The sequence below is a fragment of the Anabaena sp. EIM26 genome (assembly GCF_057568715.1).
Genome location: NZ_CM172472.1, coordinates 2,811,607 through 2,834,109, shown reverse-complemented (window position 1 = coordinate 2,834,109; position 22,503 = coordinate 2,811,607). Strand labels below are relative to the sequence as shown.

Sequence of the window (22,503 nt, the reverse complement as noted above, 5' to 3'; positions counted from 1 at the left end):
GTTATGAAACGGTATCAAAGAATCACAACTAGCGTACCAATTAAAATTAAAGATGTTCCCAAGAATATTTTCAGCGTTAGCGGTTCCTGGAGAAAAAGTACTGAAAAAACCAGTACTAAAACTAAACTCGATTTGTCCAAAGGTGCTACTAAAGAAGCTTTTCCCACTTGTAAAGCGCGAAAGTAAAACAACCACGATAAACCTGTTGACAAGCCAGAGAAGACTAAAAACAACAACGTTTTGGGTGTGATTGCCAAAAATGTATCGAATTCTCCTCTAATTAAAACCCAACTCCAAACCATCACAAGAATAACTACTGTGCGGATTGCGGTTGCTAAATTGGGGTTAATCGCTTCGACTCCAATTTTGGCAAAAATGGTCGTCAAGGCTGCAAAAAATGCCGATAACAACGCATAAAAAACACTCTTGCTTGCATCATCCAACATTTATAATTTATGTAGATAAGTATTTATTGAGAAATAATATCATTATTTGTCTATTCTTAAATCTGTGCATTTATAAGTAAAGGTAGGTATAATTTTTTGCATATCCTGCGATTGAGGACAAAAAATCCACACAGGGTATTTTCAGAATTTACTGTCAGGGAACACCAAAAAATAAATTACCCCAAAATTTTAGGATGGGTTATGCGCTAATCCAACCTACAAACAGGGGATTTTATTTTTTGGAAGTCCCTAATGCTGTCTACATGAAATGGGTAATCTTGTTTACATTATAATTCAGTAATGCAATTCGTAATTACGAATTACACAGTTGCTTTTAATGCAAAAATTTTCTCAATAATATCTTCCACTACTTTATCGGGGGTGGAAGCACCGGAAGTGATGCCTACAACAATTTCTCCTACTGGTAGCCAGTTTTCGGTAATTACCAAATCTCCTGTTAGTTGCCTGTGTTCAATGGCGTTAGTAGATTGAATACGCTCAACACAATCTATGTGATAAGAAGGAATAGTACGGTCAAAAGCTATTTGTTGTAGTTGAGTAGTATTTGATGAATTAAAACCACCTATTACTACCATTAAATCTAGATTTTGTTCTACTAATTCTAACATAGCATCTTGACGTTCTTGAGTAGCATCACAGATGGTATTGAAGTTTTGGAAATGCTGAGTTAATTCTGTAGGACTATATTTTTGCATCATAGTTCGCTCAAACATTTTACCAATTTTCTCGGTGTCATCTTTGAGCATGGTTGTTTGGTTAGCGATACCTACTCGTTCTAAATCTTTGTCGGGATCAAATCCCGCAGAACAAGCTTTAGCAAACTTCGCTAAAAATTCTTCACGGTTGCCACCATTGAGGATGTAGTCTGTTACATATTCTGCTTCTTGTAAATTTAAGACTATCAGATATTTACCTGCAAAGGAACTGGTGGCGACGGTTTCTTCGTGCTTGTATTTACCGTGAATGATGGAGGTGTATTCGCCTTTTTTGTGTTTTTCAACTGTGTTCCAGACTTTGGAAACCCAAGGACAAGTTGTATCAACAATTTGGCAGCCTTTATCATTTAAAATCTGCATTTCTTGGATGCTGGCACCAAAGGCGGGTAGGATGACTACATCCCCGGTATCAACAACAGAGAAGTCTTTTTTATTCGCTTCCACAGGGATAAATTTGACTTCCATCTCTTGCATTCGTTGATTCACAGAGGGATTGTGAATAATTTCGTTGGTAATCCAGATGCGTTCTGTGGGGAAGTGCTGACGGGTTTCGTAGGCCATGGCTACTGCACGTTCTACACCCCAGCAAAAACCAAATGCCTGTGCTAGTCGGATGGTAACATTGCCTCTTTGGAGGGTGTAATTGCGATCGCGTATTTGTTGAATTAAGTTACTTTGATACTCAGACTGCAACTGGTTAGCGACTTCTGCTTTATGTCCAAACCCTTTACGGTTGTAATTTTCTGAATGTTGGAGGCTGCGTTTAAATGCTTTCGTATCCATTTTGGTTTTGTGGCTAAAATCACTATTAATCATTTTCTCGTGCGAAGTCACGATTTCGATGGCTAACTTTCTTTATTAAATCCGATCTAGACTTGGTTTGTTTTGCCTTTCTTGAAACTGGGCTGCTAATTCTCTGTTGCTATAAATCTGCAATGCAGTCCGCCAAATTATGTAGCCTTGAGGATTGAGGTGTAAGCCATCGGTGGTAAATTCCCGACGGAGATTACCTTGTTTGTCGGTAAACAAGGGATGTAAGTTGAGGTATCTGATACCTTGTTGAGTGGCTATCCCCTGTAGTTCGTCATTCAAATTGCGAATGCGACTATTGGGAATAGCCAGGAGTTTTTCCCGTCCTTCCCAGGTTGCTTCCTCTCCCCCATGAGGTAAAATTGATTGCGCTACAATTTTTGCTTGGGGGTGCTTTCTACGCAAATAACGGAGAATTTGCCGTTGATTGGCTAAAATTTCTTCATCGCTGACCCCACGAATGAGATCATTAATCCCTATCATCACAAAAACTATTTCTGGCTGGGTACGGTCAAATAAATCTAATCTTTTCAATAATCCATCGCTAGTTTCCCCAGATATTCCCTGATTCAGCCAATTTCTATCTTCGGGTAATAAATCAGGTGGAAACCACAAACTCAGAGAATCTCCGGCGAGGACAGTTAATTTCTGGGGTTGTTGTTCTGCTGATGCTTCGGCTTCTTGTCTGAGGACATCTAGCCATTGTCGGTAACTAAGTTTATGGCGAGGGCCTAACTCTGGTGCTAAAGGTTGGGTTTGTGGGACGAGGTTAACTTGTTCTGGGGGAGTTGTGGTTGCAAATGCGGTAGTTAGTTTCTGCTGTCGCCAAATCAGCAGGATGACGGCTAACATCAGGATACCGTTGGTGACAAGCAAGAAAAATCCCCAGATCGGAAATGTTTTGGTTGGAGTGGACACAACTAAAAAATTAAAAGTCCTAAATTAAAAATTTAAATGAATTCTATAGTTAATCTCATGGCGAGTAAATTAAATGTACATCAGTCCCACAAATTTTAGCAATATAAAAAAAACAGCGGTAATAAAAGCTGTTCCGCTGTTACTTCGGTTGTAGTACTGAGTGCTGAGTACTGAGTACCGAGTTAAGAGTTAAGAGTTAGGAAACGTTTATGCGATCGCCAAATTCGGAGTTATAACCTTCTTCACCGTGTTCGTTGATATCCAAACCTTGGTTTTCGGTTTCCTCTTTCACCCGTAGTCCGATTGTGGCATCAATAAATTTGAGGATTAGCCATGTACCAACAGCGGCAATGATATAAGCTATAGCGATCGCTGTTAGTTCTACGAATAATTCCCCGAAATTACCACGCAATACCCCATCTTTCCCAGTTGAGTTGACTTCTGTCGTCGCAAATATGGCGGTTAAAATTGCCCCTAGGGTTCCGCCTACACCATGTACTGGATAGGTATCTAAGGCATCATCAACATTCAGCTTGTGCTTGAAACTCACCGCATAGAAGCAAACGACGGCGGTGATAAAACCAATGAAAATTGCTGCTAAAGGGGTGACAAATCCTGCTGCTGGGGTGATACCAACTAAACCAGCTACCGCACCTGTGGCTGCACCAACGGCGGTGGGTTTGCCCCTTAAACGTGCTTCTAGAATTAGCCACATTAAAGCACCTGCGGCGGCTGAGGTATTAGTGGCTACAAATGCTACTGTGGCAATGCTGCCGGCAGATAAGGCGCTACCAGCATTAAAACCGAACCAGCCAAACCAGAGTAAGCCTGCACCTAGCAATATGAAGGGTACGTTGTGGGGAGGACTAAGGCGATCTGGATGGTTTTTTCGGGGGCCAAGGACGATCGCTGCGACAAGGGCAGAAACCCCAGAACTAATATGTACTACTGTACCTCCAGCAAAGTCAAGAGCGCCTATACCACCGTATAAACCTAAAAATCCACCTTTTGCCCAAACCATGTGCGCTAAGGGTGTATAGACAAAGGTTGACCACATTAGCACAAATAGGCAATAAGCGCGGAAACTCATTCGTTCGGCGATCGCACCAGAAATTAAAGCTGGGGTGATGATTGCAAACATGGCTTGGTAGATCATGAATGCTTGATGCGGAATTGTCCCTGCATAGGAAACAACATCTTCAGGGTCTAAACCTTCCAAATAACCGGTTGTTTCTAAACCGACACCATTCAACCCTAACCACTGTAAGCCACCAATGAAGGGTAAACCAGGGGCAAAGGATAGGCTATAACCCCACAGAATCCAGGTGACTCCCACAATCGCCATCAACACGAAACTCATCATTAAGGTGTTGAGGATGTTGCGCGATCGCACAAATCCACCATAAAAAAAAGCTAATCCTGGTGTCATCAACAATACCAGCGCTGACGAAATCAGCATAAATGCCGTATCTCCAGTATCAGGTGGTGGAGTTGTTGCTGCTTGGGCCAAAGCATTACCCATCGGTGGAACTCCCAACAGCAAAAGGGTAAAAACCCCAATCATGAAAAATTTCTTCAGCACTTGTTTTTGTTCCTATGCACCAATTGCTTGACGTTATTTAAGTAGTTTCCGTATTCCTTGATACTATTTCTGTCTTTAAAGTTACTCAACTTTAAGTTTGCGGGAAACCTTAACAAAAAAATAATCCTGATCATAGCTGCTAATGGCACAACTAATTATTTGCCTATGCAATATTCACATAATCTATTTTCATAAAATACATATAATGATGGCGAAGTGATTGTTAATGACTAATAGACATCGGGTGAAAAAAGATTGTAGGGTAAGAATTCAGGAGTCAGGAGTCAGGAGTCAGGAGTCAGGAGAAGGAAAGAAGAAGAAGGAAAGAAGGAGAAGGAAAGAAGAAGAAGGAAGAAGAATATTTTTCTCTTCTGTTAAGAGTTCCCTGCTATATAGGGTTTGCTTAATAAACCAAAAATGGTGCAAGAAATAAGCGATGAAAGCATCAAAAACCGTTCATTTACCCAGATTTGAGAATATTCTGATCTCCTTCTAATTCTTCTTCCTGACTCCGAACTCCTGACTCCTGACTCCTGACTCCTGACTCCGAACTCCGAACTCCTGACTCCGAACTCCGAACTCCGAACTCCTTACAATGATTTTAAATCTTGAAGAACAGCAGTAGCAGATTGATAGCGATCGCTAAAATGGTAGCAAACCATCTTCTCTAAAATAGCTGCTAACTCAGTGCTGACGGTAGTTGTGTGTTGCCACATAATATTACCAGTCTCTGGATTTGGTTGTAATTCCTGCGGTGAAATGCCAGTGATAGCTTGAATAGCAATCATACCCAAAGCGTAAATATCACTAGATAAGCGGGGATGACCTGCAAATTGTTCTGGTGGTGAATAGCCTCTTGTCCCAATAGCTACTGTGGCTAATTCTGTTTCCTCATTTATTCTGGGTTGGATTAATTTAACCGCACCAAAATCTATCAAAACCAGTTTATTATTTTCAGCACATCTCATAATATTTGTTGGTTTAATATCCCGATGAATGACATGATATTGATGTATAAATACTAGAATTTCTAAAATTTCTTTGAGCATATCAACTACAAAAACTTCGCTTTTAACACCTTGGTGGGGTAGTAATTCTTCACTCAAAGTTTGACCAGAAATATATTCTTGCACCAAATAAAACTCTTGATTATCTTCAAAATAAGCAAATAATTCGGGAATCTGAGGATGTTTACCCAAAACAGCTAAAATTTCAGCTTCAGTATTAAATAATCTACGGGCAACTTGTAAAAATTTGGTATCCTGACGGGCAGGCATTAACTGCTTAACGACACAAATAGGATTACCCTGTCGTTGGGTATCTGCTGCTAAATAAGTACGACCGAAACCACCAGAACCAAGAGATTTAGAGATTTTGTAGCGTCCAGCCAAAAGTGCAGCATCGTTTTTAGGTATGGATATATCCGAGATAGTCAGGTAATTAAACTGGGATGGGAATGCTGTTTCTTGATCAAATAATAGGCTTAATTGTGCGATCGCTTCTTGTTGTTTTTCTACTTGCAACAAAATCGCCTGATTTTCCTGCTGAGTTCGGTAACTCGTGTAAAGCATCATAGTAATACTACTTAAAACTACCGCTAAAGAAGGTGCAAATAATGGTATCCATATTCCTTGTAGATAAAGACCAGCAGCAACTCCCAACAAACTGAAAAGAATAAAACTCGCCACTAATAATAACAACAAAGGATGTCGCCATTGCCATGCCAAAACCGCACCCACCAAGGCACAAACCCAAATCCACAAAAATTCAGCCCAGTCAGTCCAATAATAAATTAGAGGTCTTCCATCTAGAACTGTACTGAGAATTTGACTAGCTAGTTGAGCATGAATTAGAACACGAGGCATTCTCGCCGGTTGGTCTGGCAAACCGCTATAAGGCGTATAGTAACCAGGATGCACACTAGCCGCAGTAGTCCCAATAATTACCAAGCGATCTTTTACCCAATTGGGGTTAATTTGATTTGATAGAACTTGTGTGAGAGTAACTTGTTGAACAAAATTATGTGGGTGACGGTAATTTAATAGAATTTGATAGCCATCTGCATCTGTATGCTGATAACTGCCGGCATTGTGATCTAAACGCGGAAATAAAGTTTTACCTATTTGCAGTTCTTTATTTTTATTAAAATTATATGTAATTCCTTCTTTTTCTAGGTATTTAATCGCTAACAGAACCGGAAAAGAAAACTGTGTTTGACATTTATAATCTGTATTTGTAGCTTCGGTAAATAATAAACTACGCCGAATAACTTGGTCATTAAAGTTATCAGTTACTACATCGTCAAAGCCAATGTTTTCAATAAGAAAGTTAGGTGGTGGCGGTACTTCCGATCTACCGAAATTACTTAACAAACAAGTACCAATAATGTTATCTTGCTTTTGGAGATTAGTACCTAAATTTGTTTGTTCGTTGCGGTAAATATTTAACCCGATTATACGGGGTTGATAAGATTCTAACTTTTCTAATAATTTGTTGATAGTTTGGTCTGACAAAGGCCATTTTTCGCGTGTCAGATCTTCTTGAGTAATTGTAACTAATAAAATTCGCCTTTCAAGTGGTTCTGGAAAAGGAGATTTCTGGGATTGTGAAGTATCTCGCAGCATTTGGTCATAAATGCTTAACTCCCCAGCTTGTAACCATTTCAGTCCCCGCATTCCCCATACTGAAACCGTCACTCCCACGCTAGTCAGGAGAATAATTGACAGCCAATTATAGGAAGTAAAAACTGGACGTGAAACCTTATCTGTGACGAAAACTGCACGAAATCTTGCTAAAAGTCCATTAATCACTGTATTGCGGCAGTAGCCTGGATGTGGTAGATGATAATATTTGCAATATACAGCAGATTTCACATACATGAAATACAGAATCTAAATTCCAAGCCAAACACCAAGCCAGTTTGACTCTTGATTTTAGAATTGTGCTGTAAGTGTTTTTTATTCCTCTTGAGTTTTTTGAACCTCTTCAATGGAATTTAGCATTGATAAAGAAATTGGTGTTGATGAATCTAATTTAGGTGGTTCAGGTAATAATTCAGCCATAGCATTACTGAAATAAGAACCGACAATTTTATCGTAGTTGGAAGCAACCGCTAAAAATGCTCCTCCTAAAATATATATCGGTAAGGGTAGCGATAATTCTTTCACCCAGTCAAAAAATTCCGCTAAGGCAAATAATACAAAAAAACAGGCAAGCCAAACCCTCATCTTTTTTCCCCTGTATGGAAGCAACTCTATTTATAGGTTAAACAGCTTGCATGATACTGGATGTACGCCACAATCACAAATTTTTGGTTAAATCCTGTATCACCTGATGGTAAACTTCTTGGACATCTTTGCGATCTTGTAGTTCTGGCAAGGTTTCCAGGCTGCCACGCTCAATCATATCAGCATGATGACGCAGAACTGCATGGTATTGGGGATTGTGGGTAAAATTGGCAATAATAGCGATCGCTTTTAGTAAATGCATCGTCACCGCTTTTTCAGAACGGGAATTTTGACGAATTTGGTCAAAAGCATCATTAACCACCTCCTCAAAAGTCACAGGTTCGGCAATGACTCGCAATTTATGATCCTCATCGTAGCAGTAAGCTGAGGGAATTTCTCTCTGCACTAACTGGCACAGTCCCGCACAAAGTCTATCAATAGAGTAAATTGCTGTAAATGGATCGTTCACAGATGGAGAAATAGCACGCAAAGCAATTTCAACTAATTGCAAAATAGGAAATTCTATATCTTGTTGTTCAGTCCTGGTTTTCCCTAGAATAAAAACCTGTTTAATTTTTTTTGTGAGTTTATGATTTAATTTCTCACCAGGATAAACCATTGCCAATTGATGACCTTTGATAATAAAATTACCTGGTCGATATTGAATATGGATTAAGATATTATATTCACGAGCTATTTTAATCAAGGCATGATTATCAATTAATTGTAAATAACCATCTTGATCAGATGGAACTGATTCAGCTTGTAAATCGAAATCAACAGGAATTTCTTCTAAATGTGGATAATTTAAATTTTTACTTTGTCCAATTTTTTCTGGAAATATTCTATCAATAGCTTTGTGTAGATCCTTACTAACACTTTCTAGGACGTGGGATGTTTGAATAATAGTTGATGCATGATGAATAAAGTAAATTAGCACCCCAATGCTCATAATTGCCAGCGCAATACTGACTGTCACCGATAAATGGGGGACAAATAGGTTATAGTTTTCTCCGTAAATACTTCTAAGAACTAGTAAAGAATAGATAAACGTAGAGAGAAAAATACCCAGGACAATCTGATTGCCAGTATCGCGCATAAAATTCCGCAACAGTCGTGGGCCGAAGTTAGCGGAAGCTAGTTGTAAAGCTACAATAGTGATAGAGAAGGCTGTAGCGGCAACACTTACCATTGAACTAGCGATCGCAGATAATACCTCTCTAGCACCATCAGGGCCACCTGTATAAATCCAACCGAGGTCTTTAAATCCTATTTCACTATCAAGGGTCAGCATTGCGATCGCTAAACCCACCCCCAATAATGTCATCACACCAGGCAAAAACCAGTAACTAGAATGTAGTGCATCCCAAAGCTTGTTTAACTTGATATTATTCATGATTTACCAGCTTAGTGAGCATCTACTTTGTAAGTAAAGAAATAGGGACTGCTTCTCTTGCTTCTGACTCCTTAAAAGGGTGTTTGCAAAGTCTACGCTTGTATCAATATCCCCCCTAACCCCCCAAGGGAGGAACTAAAGTTTTTAATACATCAATCACCACTTTTCAAACATCCTCTAACGCATTTCCACAGCACTTATATTCCTCATTTTCAAAAATCTTTGTTCATAACTTTAATTATATAGCCTTTCCCACTCTAGTTAGATACAAAATTACCCCTCCCCAACCCTCCCCTTGGTAAGGGGAGGGTGCGCGATAGCGCGGGTGGGGTGTATTTCATGAGCTTGGGAATTGCTATATACAAAGCCATATTGATATTCCCACATTAATATTACACATTAACAACATAGAAACTTATCCATTTAATTGGCATCAGACTTGAGAAGTAATTATATATTTAATATTTAATTAAATAGGTATAAAATATTTATGAAATCAATTGCAAAAATCAGTCTTTCAAAAGTTTTATTTTTAATAAAAAAACAGTATGCTCGATCAAGAGGTAGAAACTCACCAACAAATTTGAAATTATGGAGGCAACACTGTGCGTTTTGGGCAATGGCTAGGCTTACTCGCACTTGTTATATCTCTTTATATTCTTTGGCAAATTCGGCAAATAATTTTAATCGCATTTGCATCTGTAGCTTTAGCAACTGTATTAAACCAACAAGTGCGATTTTTACAGAAATTTAGGATGCGGAGAAGCCTTGCTGTTAGTATTTCTATTGGATTGTTATTAGTAATAATAGTAATTTTTTCCTTATTGATTGTTCCTGCTATTCTTGAACAATTGCAACAATTTAGTAATCTAATGCCAATAGCATTAGAAAGAATTCATTCTTGGAATAATTGGTTAATTCGTGTTATCCCAGATAATATTTTAGAAAATATTCAAGGACTACAATATTTAACTCAAAATATTCAAACTTGGGCGAATCAAATACTTAGAAACTTTTTTGTTTTACTCAATAGCTCTTTCACAATTGTTTTAGGATCACTGCTTTTCTTTGTATTAACTATTATGCTTCTAGTCAACCCTGGCGAATATCGACAGGGTTTTATTATGCTATTTCCTGCCTTTTATCGTCCACGAGTTGATGATATTTTGAGCAAGTGTGCTAATTCTTTAGTTGGTTGGATTAGAGGCACACTTCTAACCATGTTAATAATAGCTATGATGAGCTATATTGGGCTATTGATTTTAGGAATACCATTACCGTTAATCAATGCACTTTTGGCAGGATTATTAGAGTTTATTCCTAATGTTGGGCCAACTTTGAGTGTAATTCCACCTGCGCTACTTGCTCTCAATGAATCTCCTTGGAAAGCAGTTGGAGTGATAATTTTATATTTTGGTATTCAACAGGTAGAAAGTCTAATTTTACTACCTTTAATCATGAAAAGTCAAGTCTCACTATTACCAGCAATTACAATATTAGCAGTAGTTATTTTTGGTAGTTTTTTCGGTTTTCTAGGTGTATTTTTAGCCGTTCCCTTAGTAATTATTTTCCAAATTTTGATCAAAGAAATTTTAGTTAAAGATATACTAGACCACTGGCATAGTCAGTAGATAAAATTACATACATTATAGCCCCCTCATCGCTTGCAGGGAGGGGGTTGGGGGTGGGGTTCTTGTATCTCACTCAACCGAGAACCGCTATCAGATTTCCCTCTGAACTACTATTCATGATTTTCTCTTTGAGAATCTACTTTGCTATTACCATTTTGCATTTCCATCAATTTTCTGAGAGAACTGATACTTTGAGGTTTAGGAACTTCCGCTTTTCCTGCTGGCCAACCTTCTCTTTGACGGGATCTATCCCCATCTGTTTCTTCTGTTTGATCATGAAATAAAACTTGTGTGGTTGGATAAGGTAAATCTATGCCATTTTCCACATATAGCTTTTGCTTAATTGCAGATATTACTTTATCCCTTGAATCCAAAGCATCTGACCACAGCGGAGGGTTAATCCACCAGCGAACACGGATATTCACAGCGCTATCAGCTAGTTCCATTACTAAAACATCAGGTGCGGGGTCTTCTAACACTACATCTACACTATATAATGCTTCCATCATTAACTGCTTTGTCCACTCAATATCATCACCATAACCAATACCAATATCATACTCTAGACGGCGGTTTTCAAAAGCAGTATTCACGGTTACAGAATTAGTAAATAATTCAGAATTAGGAATGACAATTCGCCGACCATCGTAGGTTTTAATAGTTGTAGCTCTTGTTTGAATATTTTCTACTGTGCCTTCAAAACTTTTAAAAACAATTTGGTCACCAATTTGAAAAGGTTCAGTTAATAAAATTAAAATACCAGCTAAGAAATTTTGCAAAATATCCCGAAAAGCAAAACCAATTGCTACTCCACTAATTCCTAATAACTGTACTAAATCTCCTGCTTTTAATGATGGAATAACTATCGAAAGAGATACAAATAAACCCATTAATATAGTAGTACCTTGTGCTAATCTTCCCAACACCATCCCTAAATTACGTGCATAGCGGTAATGACGAGTTAAACGTTTAACTAATCGCTTGATTGCTCTACCAACATAAACAAAAATGGTAAAAACAATCAACGCCAAAATGATATTAGGTAGCAGTACTATAAATCCATCGATCATTGCTTGCGATTTATCCCAAAGTATAGATAACTCTGCTTTCATGTAGTCGCCTTACTTATTAGTCGCTACTGATAATAGTTAAAAAGTTATGCCATTCAAATCTGACTAAGGGTGAAAGATTAGTTGACTAATAGGTAGACAAAGCCAATTTTTGGGTCAGTTTTGGTAAAATGTGACAACTTTGTGAAATTTTCTACTTAGGGAAACGATAGGATTAATAATATACAATTGACTGGAATAAAATTTTATGTCTTTAACTGAAGAGATTCTTTCCCCACTACCAGGTGATGTTTTAGGTGGTTTACGTCGTACTGACCGCATATTAACATCCCTAAGAGCAGATAATGCAACTATCCCAAATGTAGTTAAAGAAAACCAGCAGCCTTTAGACTCTGTAGACTGGGATGTGATTATCTGCGGTGGAACTTTGGGAATTCTGATTGGTTGCACTTTAGCAGTGCGGGGTGTGCGTGTAGCGTTGCTAGAAAGAGGTTTTTTGCGAGGGAGGGAACAGGAATGGAATATTTCCCGCAAAGAGTTGGAAGTGTTTCGAGAATTGGACTTGCTGACAGAGATGGAATTAGAAAGAGCGATCGCAACTCAATATAACCCAGCACGAGTTAGCTTTCAAGGTGGCACAGAGGTTTGGGTAGAAGATGTCCTCAACATTGGTGTAGATCCTGTTTATTTATTAGAAACCTTAAAAACCCGCTTTCTCGCTGCCGGAGGTCAGTTATTTGAAAATACACCCTTCAACGCAGCAGTAGTTCACCCCAACGGAATCACTGTAAACAATAAATTCACAGCCAGATTATTACTTGACGCAATGGGAAATCTTTCACCAATATGTCAACAAGCGCGTCAAGGAAAAAAACCAGATGCACTATGTTTAGTTGTGGGAAGTTGTGCTGAAGGATTTCCGGAAAATGATGCAGGTGATTTGTTGTTATCTTTCACGGCTTTGCAAAATCAATGCCAATACTTTTGGGAAGCATTTCCCGCTAAAGATGGGAGAACAACCTATTTATTTACCTATATGGATGCAAATTCCCAACGCTTAAGTTTAGAAACTTTGTTTGATGAATATCTCCGTCTTTTACCAGAATATCAAGGCGTGGAAATTAGTCAACTCAACTTTAAAAGAGCGTTATTTGGTTTTTTTCCCAGTTATCGTCAAAGTCCTCTCAAAACCCCTTGGCATCGCATTTTACCAGTGGGAGATAGTAGCGGAAATCAATCACCTTTAAGTTTTGGTGGTTTTGGGGCTATGGTGCGTCATTTACAAAGATTAACTTATGGTATTGATGAAGCACTAAAAACTGATCAATTATCTGCCTTATCTTTAGCACTTCTGCAACCATATCAACCTAGTTTGAGTGTAACTTGGTTGTTTCAGAAAGCCATGAGTGTGGGTATAAATCAAAAAATTGCCCCCAATCAAATTAATCAATTACTCGCTGCCGTTTTTCAAGAAATGCAACAGCTAGGTACACCTGTTTTAAAACCATTTTTACAAGATATAGTCCAGTGTGGGGCATTAACACAAACTTTGTTAAAAACTGGTTTATCACATCCTGTATTAGTCGCCAAAATAATTCCGCAAGTTGGTTTAGATAGTTTACTTGATTGGATATTACATTATATTAATTTAGGTGTGTATACTGGCTTGTTTTCTATAAATCCCATCTTTAAATCATTAGTTGATGTATTACCAGAAAAACAACAATATTATTGGCATCGTTTGGTTGATGCTTGGAAATTTGGTTCCGGTAGTGATTATTGTGAATAATATCTGAGGATAAGATGATTGAACGTAAATCTATTAGAATAAAATACTTTGCCGTCTTGATTAAATTACTGCGAGAACGTCAAGTATTTCTCGAAGAAATTCGTCAAGGTGTAAGATTACCAAGCAAAATTATTTCTCTGTTAGTTTGTAGTTCCCTATTTATAGCAATGTATGGTGGAATAATTGGTGCATATCATAGCTGGATGCAAGCTTTATCTTCAGCAGTAAAATTACCAGCACTCTACTTAATAACTCTGTTAATTTGTCTGCCAACTTTGTTTTTTTCTAATATTATTTTTGGTTCAAAGCGCACCTTTGGTCAATATTTCGCCTTAGTGTTAACAGCGGTTGCAGTTACGAGTGTTCTACTATTTAGTTTTGCACCAATTGCCTTGTTTTTTTTAATGACTACAAATAATTATCAATTTTTGATTTTGTTAAATGTCATTATTTTTTCCCTAACTGGATTTATTGGTATTTCTTCTTTATATAATGCTACTAGTGTAGTTTTAGAACAAGAAGATGAAGGTAGTCAAACACGCAAAAAAATTATCCAAGGTTGGTTATTTCTTTATGCCTTCGTGGGTAGTCAATTAGGATGGACTCTCAGACCTTTTTTTGGCACACCAGATTCTGTATTTCAATTGTTCCGCCAAAGAGAAGGGAACTTTTATTTGAGTGTGCTGCAATCTCTTGGTCATATCTTAGGAATTCGTTAATTACTCAGGGGAAATTAAAATGATAGAACAACAATCTTATGTGAAAAAACACTTTGGTGTTTTACTAAGTTTATTAAGAAATCGCCAAGGTTTTTTAGAAGAAATTAGCCAAGAAGTCAGATTACCATATAAAATCAGTTCTTTGTTTGTTACCAGTTCTATATTTTTTGCAATTTATGGAGCAATTATCGGTGCATCTCACAGTTGGCCGCAATCATTATCCGGTGCGATTAAACTCCCAATTTTCTATTTATTAACACTGATTATTTGTTTCCCTACATTGTTCTTTTTTAATGTTTTATTTGGTTCTCGTAGTAGCTTCAAACAGCATTTTGTCATCTTACTCACAGCAGTATCAGTAATTAGTGTGCTGTTATTTAGTTTGGCACCAGTGACGCTGTTTTTTATGATTACAGCACCTGATTCATATCAGTTTTTCAAACTATTAAATGTCTTAATTTTTGCAATCACAGGTGTTTTTGGTGTCAAGTTTCTTTATGAAGGAATGCAGTTACTGTCTCAACAAGATGAAGTTGGACAAAAAACTCGGACTACAATTTTAAAATCATGGTTATTGCTATATGGTTTTGTGGGTGTGCAATTAGGATGGTTTCTTCGTCCCTTTTTTGGTGCGCCAGGTACTAAATTTGAGTTATTTCGGGCAGTCAAAGGTAACTTTTATCTAGATATTATGAATGCAATATCAACAATTTTTAAGTAGAATTAGTTTAAGTTAAGACAGAATTTTGTATTTTGGTATTTAAGAACTGCAACTGTTGATATAAACAACGAATCTGCGGTAAATTTACACCTGCTGCTTCTGCTTTATTTAATGAGTTGCCAAAAATTGCTTCTACTTCCAAAGGACGACATTCATCAAAATCAATTTTCATGCTGGTGCGGTATGGTGTCATTTTTACTGTATAATCAAGCATTGTTTGAATAAAACTATCAGGAATCATTCTTCCTGTACTTTTTGCACCTGCGACTACTTCAAACATTAATTGTTTAACTAACTCACGGGTGTGAATATCTGCCATTAATTCGTCGGTTGTAGCATTGAGAATCACAGATAATCCGTTGTAGGGAATATTCCAAACCAATTTTTTCCAACGTCCTAATAGTAAATCTTCTGCTAGTTCTATTGATATCCCCGCATTTTGAAAATCTTCTGAAATTTCCCGCATTCTATCTGTAATTCCAGTGGGGAGATAGTTAGATGCATATTCACCAAGGGTAATTTGTCCATAGTCTAGATGATGAATATGTCCTGGACTTACTTTGTTGGAACAAAGAAAACATAAACCACCTAAAATATGAGTGTTGCTGACAATTTGGGAAATTTCTGCTTCTATACCAATTCCATTTTGTAATACTAAGACTACCCCATCATGCTTGACGACAGATGGTAATATTTGTGGTAGCAAGTGGTTTTGAGTTGTTTTTAGTGCTACTACCACCACATCACATCGAGGCATTTTCTCTGCGTCGTTGTAGGCGTTGACTTGGGGTAGGATAAAATCACCGTCTTTAGATTCAATCAATAAACCATGTTGCTTTACTTGTAGATAATCACTTTTGAGTAAAAAGTGGACATTATTGCCAGCTTTTTGCAGTTTAGCGCCATAAAAACCGCCTAATGCACCAGTCCCGATAATTGCGTATGTGCGTTTACCCATTTCATCTATAGAAAAATCTTAGGAAAATCATAGAAGGATATTGTAGCAAGATGTGAGTTAATAAAAGTTAAACATGATTTACTATTCTTTAGAACTTTTGGCAGAGATAAGGTGACATAAATGGCTGATATTGTTGATATTGCAGTTAGTAATAATTCGTTTCAAACTTTGGTAGCAGCTGTGCAAGCGGCTGGTTTAGTGGAAACGTTGAAAAGTCCAGGCCCATTCACAGTTTTTGCTCCAACTGATGAGGCGTTTGCGAAGTTACCCCCAGGTACAATTACAACTTTATTACAAAATATTCCCCAGTTAGCAAGAATTTTAACATATCATGTTGTTCCCGGAAAGCTAACTCAAGCTGATTTAAGTAAACTGGGTACGGTGACTTCTGTGGAAGGTTCCCCCATAAAAATTAATTGTGAAGATGGTTTTGAAGTAAAAAATGCCCAAGTTTTAGCAGCAGATATTGATGCAGATAATGGTGTAATTCATGTTATTGATACTGTGATTTTAATGGGTTAATTTAGTTAGGGCTAAAGCTGAATTTAACAATCAATATCTTTTGTAGGTTGCGTCAGAATCCATAATTTGGCAACAATCACAGATTTTCGGGATCTGATGCACTCTACTAAACTAAATATTCCAGTTGAGTAAGTCCTGTTGGTAATGGCGAGCATTTTCCGTCATATCTCAATATCTAGTTAAGGATTTTAGGTTGCTTAATTCTTTAAAGAATGTAAAATAATTGATGTGAATACTCACTCCTATGCTATTGTTTAGTTTGGGTAAATAAATAAATGTTAACCTTATAAATAAGTCAATTCTTAATTACCATAACTTAATGCTCGATTTCAACACTTTAGCTGAATTATCTCGTGCCAACTGTGCAGGTATTTGTGCGTTTCTTATACCAGCAAATATTTTGTCCACATTGTTGACAATTACCCTCACAGCACTAAACCGTCCCACAATTCAAGTATGGCAATCTGCTGGCTTTGCTAGTATTTTCGCTTGTGTGATGATGCTACACGTTTATACTTGGTTAATGATTGGCGTGGTGATGCTACCAACTTATATTTTATTGGGTCTAGCAATTACTTGTTTACTAACTAATTTAGCTGCTGTTCTCTGGCGGTTTAATGCGCTACCATTGCTTGCTCACTGGAAGTATAATAAACAATCTGAATAAGTTCAAAAGATTGGTTTATATCAATTTTCCAGATTAACCAGATTAAATATATATCAATAAAGTGGGAGGGTAATTATATTACTCTCCCGTATTATTTAATTAGTTAATTACCACCAGCCGCCAGAGTAGCCAGAATGGTTTCTGTAGGAGTGGTCTTTGTAGGAGTGGTCTTTGTAAGAATGGTTGTGGCCGTGGTATTTACCATGACAAGAATGACCACCGCCTGCAACAGCTAGAGTTTCCTGAGTAGCTAGTTCGTTGAGAAAGCTGGCAGAATCATTGAATAATTCATAACCAGTAGGAAGTAGTTTGGAAATATGGATATTAGCCATGAGAATTTCTCCTTTATCTCGATGTAAGTTCTCTGCAATTTATAGATTAGACTTGATTGCAAATCTTATTTTTCATGTTTCCAAAAAAACTATATTAAATCAAGGCTTTTACCTCAATTATCTGGACATAAATAGATTAATTATGTCTGGGAATATTCTGAATGAAAGCGGTGTTTTTACGAAAGTGAGATGCTTCCATTGGGCAGGGGGTTAAATATTTGAATCAGCGGTAAATAAGATGAAGCGTGGCAGACGTAATGACTTTAGTTATGTCTGATAAGATAACCTTTAGCACTGTAGAATAGTATTACCCCAATTCCTCTAACCAAGTTTGAATGACTCCTAATAAATTATCCTGTTGAGGCGCAAAACCTCTCAAGGGATATGCTATTGGTGTATCGGTAATCAAGGCGATTTTCAACCAGTCATTCTGTAATTGCTGACAGAAATTAATTAATTCTGGGTGAGGATTGATGTTACAGAAAATGAGGGCAATTTTATCTGTATTTAGATGTTCTCTCAGGGGTTGGAGTTGGTTTTCTAAGTCGAATATATCTTCAATGCTGTTGGCTTTTTGTTTGGGAAAGATTTCGCCATAAATTTTGATTAATATACCTTTGGCTATGGCTTTTTCTGCGGTTTTACCTTCCAGGTTAGCAGCATTGAGGGGGATGGGATAGGTGGTGGAGGTGGGTTGCAGTTGCTTTAATTGGGTATAAATATCGGTGTATTGTTGTTCGAGTTGGTTAAGGGTGGTGGTGTCGGTTGCGTGCCATGCTTGGTAGAATTGGGGATAGGTGAGGTTTTTGGCACATTGCCAGAGGATTGTGAACCAGTTTTCGTAGAGGTCATGATTGTTTTTATAAACTTCATTGGTGAGATGTTTCTTTAAAAATGAGACTGTCATGAAATAGTTATTTTCAGTTTTTATAATTTTGTCTAAAATCTTAGCAACTTTCGTCATATATATCTGATAGAAATCTTCATCCTGAGTGTTATGAAATAGCTGAAATATCTCTGAGATTAAAGTAGCAATCGCCTGTTCATTTTCTACTGCTATTTCTCTTAAAGTCTCAGCAACTCGCTGACGGATAGATTCATTCTGAGTGTCATGAAATAGCCCTGAGATTCCAGTAGCTACTATAAAAAAGGAGGTTAAAGCAGCGATCGCCTGTTCATTTCCTACTGCTATCCTTACTAAACTAACAGCAACACCCCAATGGATAGATTCATCCTGAGTGTCTGTAAGGAGAGAGATTAAAGCAGCGATCGCCTGTTCATTCCCTACTGCTATCTCTCCTAAAATATGAGCAACATTCCAACGGATAGATTCATCCTGAGTGGTATTAAGAAGGGAGATTAAAACAGCGATCGCCTGTTCATTCCCTACTGCTATCTCTCCTAAAATATGAGCAACATTCCAACGGATAGATTCATCCTGAGTGGTATTAAGAAGGGAGATTAAAACAGCGATCACTTGTTCATTCCCTATTGCTATCCTTCCTAAACTACAAGCAACACAAAAACGGATAGATTCATCCTGAGTGTCTATAAGGAGTTTGATTAAAGCAGCGATCGCCGGTTCATTCCCTACATCTATCTTTCCTAGACTTTCAGCAACACAAAAACGGATAGATTCATTCTGAGTGTCTGTAAGGAGTTTGATTAAAGAAGCGATCGCTTGTTCATCCCCTACAGCTATCTCTCCTAAACTCTCAGCAACTTTCCAACGGATAAATTTATCTTGAGTGTCATTAAGAATAGAGATTAAAGCAGCAATCACTGCTTCATTCCCTACTGCTATCTTTCCTAAACTTTCAGCAACTTTCCAACAGGTAACTTTATCCTGAGTGTCATTAAGAATAGAGATTAAAGCAGCGATTGCTTGTTCATTTCCTACTGCTATCTCTCCTAAAATCTCAGCAACTCTCCAACGGATATATTCATACTGATTGTCTGTAAGGAGTTTGATTAAAGCAGCGATCACTTGTTCATTTCCTACTGCTATCTTTCCTAAAATCTTATCAACACTCATACAGATATATTCATCCTGAGTGTCTGTAAGGAGTTTGATTAAAGCAGCAATTGCTTGTTCATTACCTACTGCTATCTTTCCTAAACTCTCAGCAACACTCCCACGAATATCACGAATATATTTAGCCTGAGTATCTGTAAGGAGTTTGATTAAAGCCGGAATTACTCTTTCTATATCAATCAATGATAAAGTTTTTTTTGCATCTTCTGAAATAGAATCAATAAAAATTTGCCATTCTTGTTTTTCCATATTAAAATCACCAAATCCCCATTTGATAATTTTATCTACAATTTCATCAGCAAGGGAACAACTTTTAAACTCAACAATGGCTATACCCGCTTTACAGTAAGCTTGATACCTGTAAAAATTATCTACACTATCTGCAAAATTAACTAATGCTTGGATCAACTCTTCCTTTTTATGATCAATATTTTCTCTTCCTATCCACAATAAAAATATCTCATCCCATTCATTTTCAAAAATACGATATTTCTTACCCTCAACAGGTTTATCAACATGATTTTTAGGTAGAAAATAATCCCTATCGTCAATCACACAAGCTGCAAAATATTCTGCAAAACTCAGGTGAAAGAAAGCATAAACCCTTTCATCAGTTTTTTGATCACGATAAACCCAATTTAACCAACCTAACTTTTCTGCTAATGCAAACTCCTCTAAACTCATGACATCTTTAATCACAGACTCCTTGAGACTGATTTGTTCATCAATCATCCTTAAAGCCAATTTTCCCAAGGCCTGATTTAACTGTTTTCTTTGCGCTGCTGTAGTGCCAAATTCCCCTTTTTTCCATTCATAAGTTGCATCAACAAAACGCTGATACAAATTAGCTTTAGTTTCCGGTAATTCCCCTTGCAAAAAATACCAACTCTGACACAATATTGCCAACCGCAAAGGGTTTTTGACTAAATCAAAAATGCGGCTGTGTTGGGGTGCGGTTAACTTTTGCTGTAACTGTTCCCCTAACTCCGGTTTTTTCTCCTTTTCATACCACTGCTGAATAAAATCTCTCACCTGGACATTACTAAAAGCTAGAGTGCGATAGTAGTCAAAATTAGCTATGGGGTTAGGTTGCCAAACATTGAGACGACAGGTGAGAATTACCCTTGTCCAAATTAACCATCCTTCTAATTGGCTATTGAGTTGGGATAAAGGTGAGTTTTCGGTGGTTTTCATCTCATCCACCCCATCCAACAGCAACCACACTCGCTTATCCTTAAACTGTTGCTGGAAATCTGCCTCTAAAGCGGGTGTAACGGTAATTTGGGAGGGAATAAACTCTAAAGCCTCTTCTAGCCAAGTATGCAGTAAATAGTCTTTTAGGGTTCTATTGTCTAAGCGACTGAGACTAATAAAAATAGGGCTAGGGTAATCAGAATTATCGGCTAAATATTCGGCAATTTTGCTTAACCAAGTGGTTTTTCCTGCCCCTGGTTCTCCAATAATGGCTAAATTTTTGGTTTGCTGGCCAATTACTTCATCAATAAATTGCTTATATTCGTATTGTTTGGTAATTTCTTCTGATTTTAATTCATATTGCTGCATACCCTCATCAGCATCGGGAAAGGGTGTTTCTTCTTTACGTCGTGAGGGTTTGGGTTGAATTAAGCCTAATTCTACAAAGATTTCTATTTCGTGTTTTAATTCGGTGATTTGTCGTCTTAATCGTTGTTGATGTTGCTGCTTTTGTAGCATTTTCTGGCAAACTTCGCGCCAGTTGATTTGTAGTGTTTCGGGTTGGGGTTCAGGTTGATTATTTTGGGTTTGTTGTTGTGCAAGCCATTCAGGATATTTCTCTTCCCAAAGCCATTTATAAGCCTGTTTCCAAGGCTCATTTCCTTTTTGTGGTCTACCTTTTTTTGATTCTATAACGCATTTGTTTTGTTGAAGAATAGGGTAAATATTATTTTTTAATTCATCTTTAATCTTTTGATCTTTAACCTCAATTTTATTTTTAAAAATAATTTTATTGGCAAGTTTCTCATCATTATCAATACTATAGTTGTTCGGGTCAAACCTAACTATAAATATTTGATGTGTATCTCCAGTAAATTCAAATTTCATGGACATCTCTTGCAGAAATTTTTGTTTGAATGTCGTTTCTTCTAGGGATATCATAAATTACGCTTGTTGATTAATTATTTATGGCAATTTTAGTATTCTCAATTAGCTTTATAATACGCCGGGGAATCAATTCCCAGCCTAATAGCCAAAGTCCGTTAAAACGGACTATAAATTTTTATTTATATGTAGGGGTTTAGCATTGCTAAACCCCTATCCATTAAGGCTTTTTGTGTACAGAATTTATATGGCTACACCACACAAGCTATCAAAAATCAAATATAGGAATGCTGTATTTCCAAAATAACATCATCAATCATAATGGGCAAGATTTTTATTAAATTCTAGTAAATTCTTTTTTTTGGATATTTATTTTCTATTTTTTATTTGATTTTATATAAATAATCAAGCAAAAAAACAATAGCGGGAAGTTATAATGGATATCTTTACTCTTCTTTTAACAGTTCTAATCACTTGGGCAATTGAGAAGTCTGCGGATGAGGTTCTATTTTGGGTGATGAAAAAGATAAAAGAAAAATCCTCCGATAATAACCAGGATAACCAGCAATAAAACTTTTCTAACTCATTATTTAGGTGTGATTTGATTGTGGCAATTCTTTACTAGTTAATTTAGAGGGAATAAAAGCAATCATCCAAATCACATTTTTAGCTTTTGATTTCTCTAATTGAGACACACAGTAAGGTGGGTTAATTTTACCCACCATTTATCTCGTATTTTTCCTAATAAAACTGTCAAAAGCATTGATAATGAAATCCATAATTCTTATTATTTTATATTTCATCTAATTCAAAGCTGATTAGGTTGCGTTTTATTGCTGAGATTTGTAGTTTATGAAAATGATT

General features: G+C 37.1%; 17 protein-coding genes. 6 read left to right on the top strand and 11 right to left on the bottom strand.

Annotated elements, in window-relative coordinates; translation table 11 throughout:
- Window positions 1-14 precede the first annotated feature (14 nt).
- From AC012T_RS12325 to AC012T_RS12295, 7 genes are all read right to left on the bottom strand, one after another.
- Window positions 15-446, bottom strand: a complete 432-nt coding sequence (locus AC012T_RS12325) for an EamA family transporter (protein ID WP_487066116.1) — start codon at window positions 444-446, stop codon at window positions 15-17.
- 320 nt (window positions 447-766) lie between these two features.
- On the bottom strand, window positions 767-1,966 hold the full coding sequence (locus tag AC012T_RS12320; protein ID WP_487066114.1) for a 4-hydroxy-3-methylbut-2-enyl diphosphate reductase: 1,200 nt from the start codon (window positions 1,964-1,966) through the stop codon (window positions 767-769).
- Window positions 1,967-2,041: 75 nt separating this feature from the next.
- Window positions 2,042-2,911, bottom strand: a complete 870-nt coding sequence (locus AC012T_RS12315) for an SGNH/GDSL hydrolase family protein (RefSeq protein ID WP_487066112.1) — start codon at window positions 2,909-2,911, stop codon at window positions 2,042-2,044.
- Between the two features lie 196 nt (window positions 2,912-3,107).
- Window positions 3,108-4,493 (bottom strand): ammonium transporter, encoded by a 1,386-nt coding sequence (locus AC012T_RS12310; protein WP_487066110.1) that lies wholly within the window; start codon window positions 4,491-4,493, stop codon window positions 3,108-3,110.
- Between the two features lie 590 nt (window positions 4,494-5,083).
- Complete coding sequence (locus AC012T_RS12305; protein ID WP_487066559.1) at window positions 5,084-7,303, bottom strand: CHASE2 domain-containing protein; 2,220 nt, start codon at window positions 7,301-7,303, stop codon at window positions 5,084-5,086.
- Window positions 7,304-7,450: 147 nt separating this feature from the next.
- Window positions 7,451-7,720 carry a hypothetical protein gene (locus AC012T_RS12300; protein WP_487066108.1) on the bottom strand — a complete coding sequence of 90 codons (270 nt, stop codon included), beginning with the start codon at window positions 7,718-7,720 and terminating at the stop codon, window positions 7,451-7,453.
- Window positions 7,721-7,793: 73 nt separating this feature from the next.
- Window positions 7,794-9,116, bottom strand: coding sequence for a DUF2254 domain-containing protein (locus AC012T_RS12295; RefSeq protein ID WP_487066106.1), 1,323 nt, complete (start codon window positions 9,114-9,116; stop codon window positions 7,794-7,796).
- A 605-nt stretch (window positions 9,117-9,721) separates the two neighbouring features.
- Here AC012T_RS12295 and AC012T_RS12290 point away from each other — a divergent pair.
- A complete protein-coding gene (locus AC012T_RS12290; RefSeq protein ID WP_487066104.1) occupies window positions 9,722-10,747 on the top strand; it encodes an AI-2E family transporter in 1,026 nt (341 codons plus the stop codon).
- Between the two features lie 110 nt (window positions 10,748-10,857).
- Here AC012T_RS12290 and AC012T_RS12285 read toward each other — a convergent pair whose 3' ends face one another.
- Window positions 10,858-11,859, bottom strand: a complete 1,002-nt coding sequence (locus tag AC012T_RS12285) for a mechanosensitive ion channel family protein (protein WP_487066102.1) — start codon at window positions 11,857-11,859, stop codon at window positions 10,858-10,860.
- Between the two features lie 205 nt (window positions 11,860-12,064).
- Here AC012T_RS12285 and AC012T_RS12280 point away from each other — a divergent pair, with 205 nt between their 5' ends.
- Genes AC012T_RS12280 through AC012T_RS12270 form a run of 3 tightly spaced genes read left to right on the top strand, consistent with a single transcriptional unit; the run spans window position 12,065 to window position 15,046 of the window.
- The gene (locus AC012T_RS12280) at window positions 12,065-13,606 is read left to right on the top strand and encodes an FAD-dependent oxidoreductase (protein WP_487066100.1); all 1,542 of its coding nucleotides are present in this window, start codon (window positions 12,065-12,067) and stop codon (window positions 13,604-13,606) included.
- Between the two features lie 14 nt (window positions 13,607-13,620).
- Window positions 13,621-14,325: an actin-binding WH2 domain-containing protein gene (locus AC012T_RS12275; RefSeq protein ID WP_487066098.1), complete on the top strand. Its 705-nt coding sequence runs from the start codon at window positions 13,621-13,623 to the stop codon at window positions 14,323-14,325.
- A 19-nt stretch (window positions 14,326-14,344) separates the two neighbouring features.
- Complete coding sequence (locus tag AC012T_RS12270; protein WP_487066096.1) at window positions 14,345-15,046, top strand: actin-binding WH2 domain-containing protein; 702 nt, start codon at window positions 14,345-14,347, stop codon at window positions 15,044-15,046.
- 7 nt (window positions 15,047-15,053) lie between these two features.
- On the opposite strand, the gene AC012T_RS12265 is transcribed toward AC012T_RS12270, so the two are convergent.
- Window positions 15,054-16,004 (bottom strand): putative 2-dehydropantoate 2-reductase, encoded by a 951-nt coding sequence (locus tag AC012T_RS12265; protein WP_487066094.1) that lies wholly within the window; start codon window positions 16,002-16,004, stop codon window positions 15,054-15,056.
- Between the two features lie 120 nt (window positions 16,005-16,124).
- Here AC012T_RS12265 and AC012T_RS12260 point away from each other — a divergent pair, with 120 nt between their 5' ends.
- Both AC012T_RS12260 and AC012T_RS12255 read left to right on the top strand, forming a co-directional pair.
- On the top strand, window positions 16,125-16,526 hold the full coding sequence (locus tag AC012T_RS12260) for a fasciclin domain-containing protein (RefSeq protein WP_487066092.1): 402 nt from the start codon (window positions 16,125-16,127) through the stop codon (window positions 16,524-16,526).
- 319 nt (window positions 16,527-16,845) lie between these two features.
- The gene (locus tag AC012T_RS12255; protein WP_487066090.1) at window positions 16,846-17,193 is read left to right on the top strand and encodes a hypothetical protein; all 348 of its coding nucleotides are present in this window, start codon (window positions 16,846-16,848) and stop codon (window positions 17,191-17,193) included.
- Between the two features lie 107 nt (window positions 17,194-17,300).
- Here AC012T_RS12255 and AC012T_RS12250 read toward each other — a convergent pair whose 3' ends face one another.
- Both AC012T_RS12250 and AC012T_RS12245 read right to left on the bottom strand, forming a co-directional pair.
- Window positions 17,301-17,525, bottom strand: a complete 225-nt coding sequence (locus AC012T_RS12250; RefSeq protein ID WP_487066088.1) for a hypothetical protein — start codon at window positions 17,523-17,525, stop codon at window positions 17,301-17,303.
- A gap of 307 nt (window positions 17,526-17,832) precedes the next feature.
- Entirely contained in the window at window positions 17,833-21,696 is a 3,864-nt protein-coding gene (locus AC012T_RS12245) for a HEAT repeat domain-containing protein (RefSeq protein WP_487066086.1), read from the bottom strand.
- Window positions 21,697-22,503: the final 807 nt, after the last annotated feature.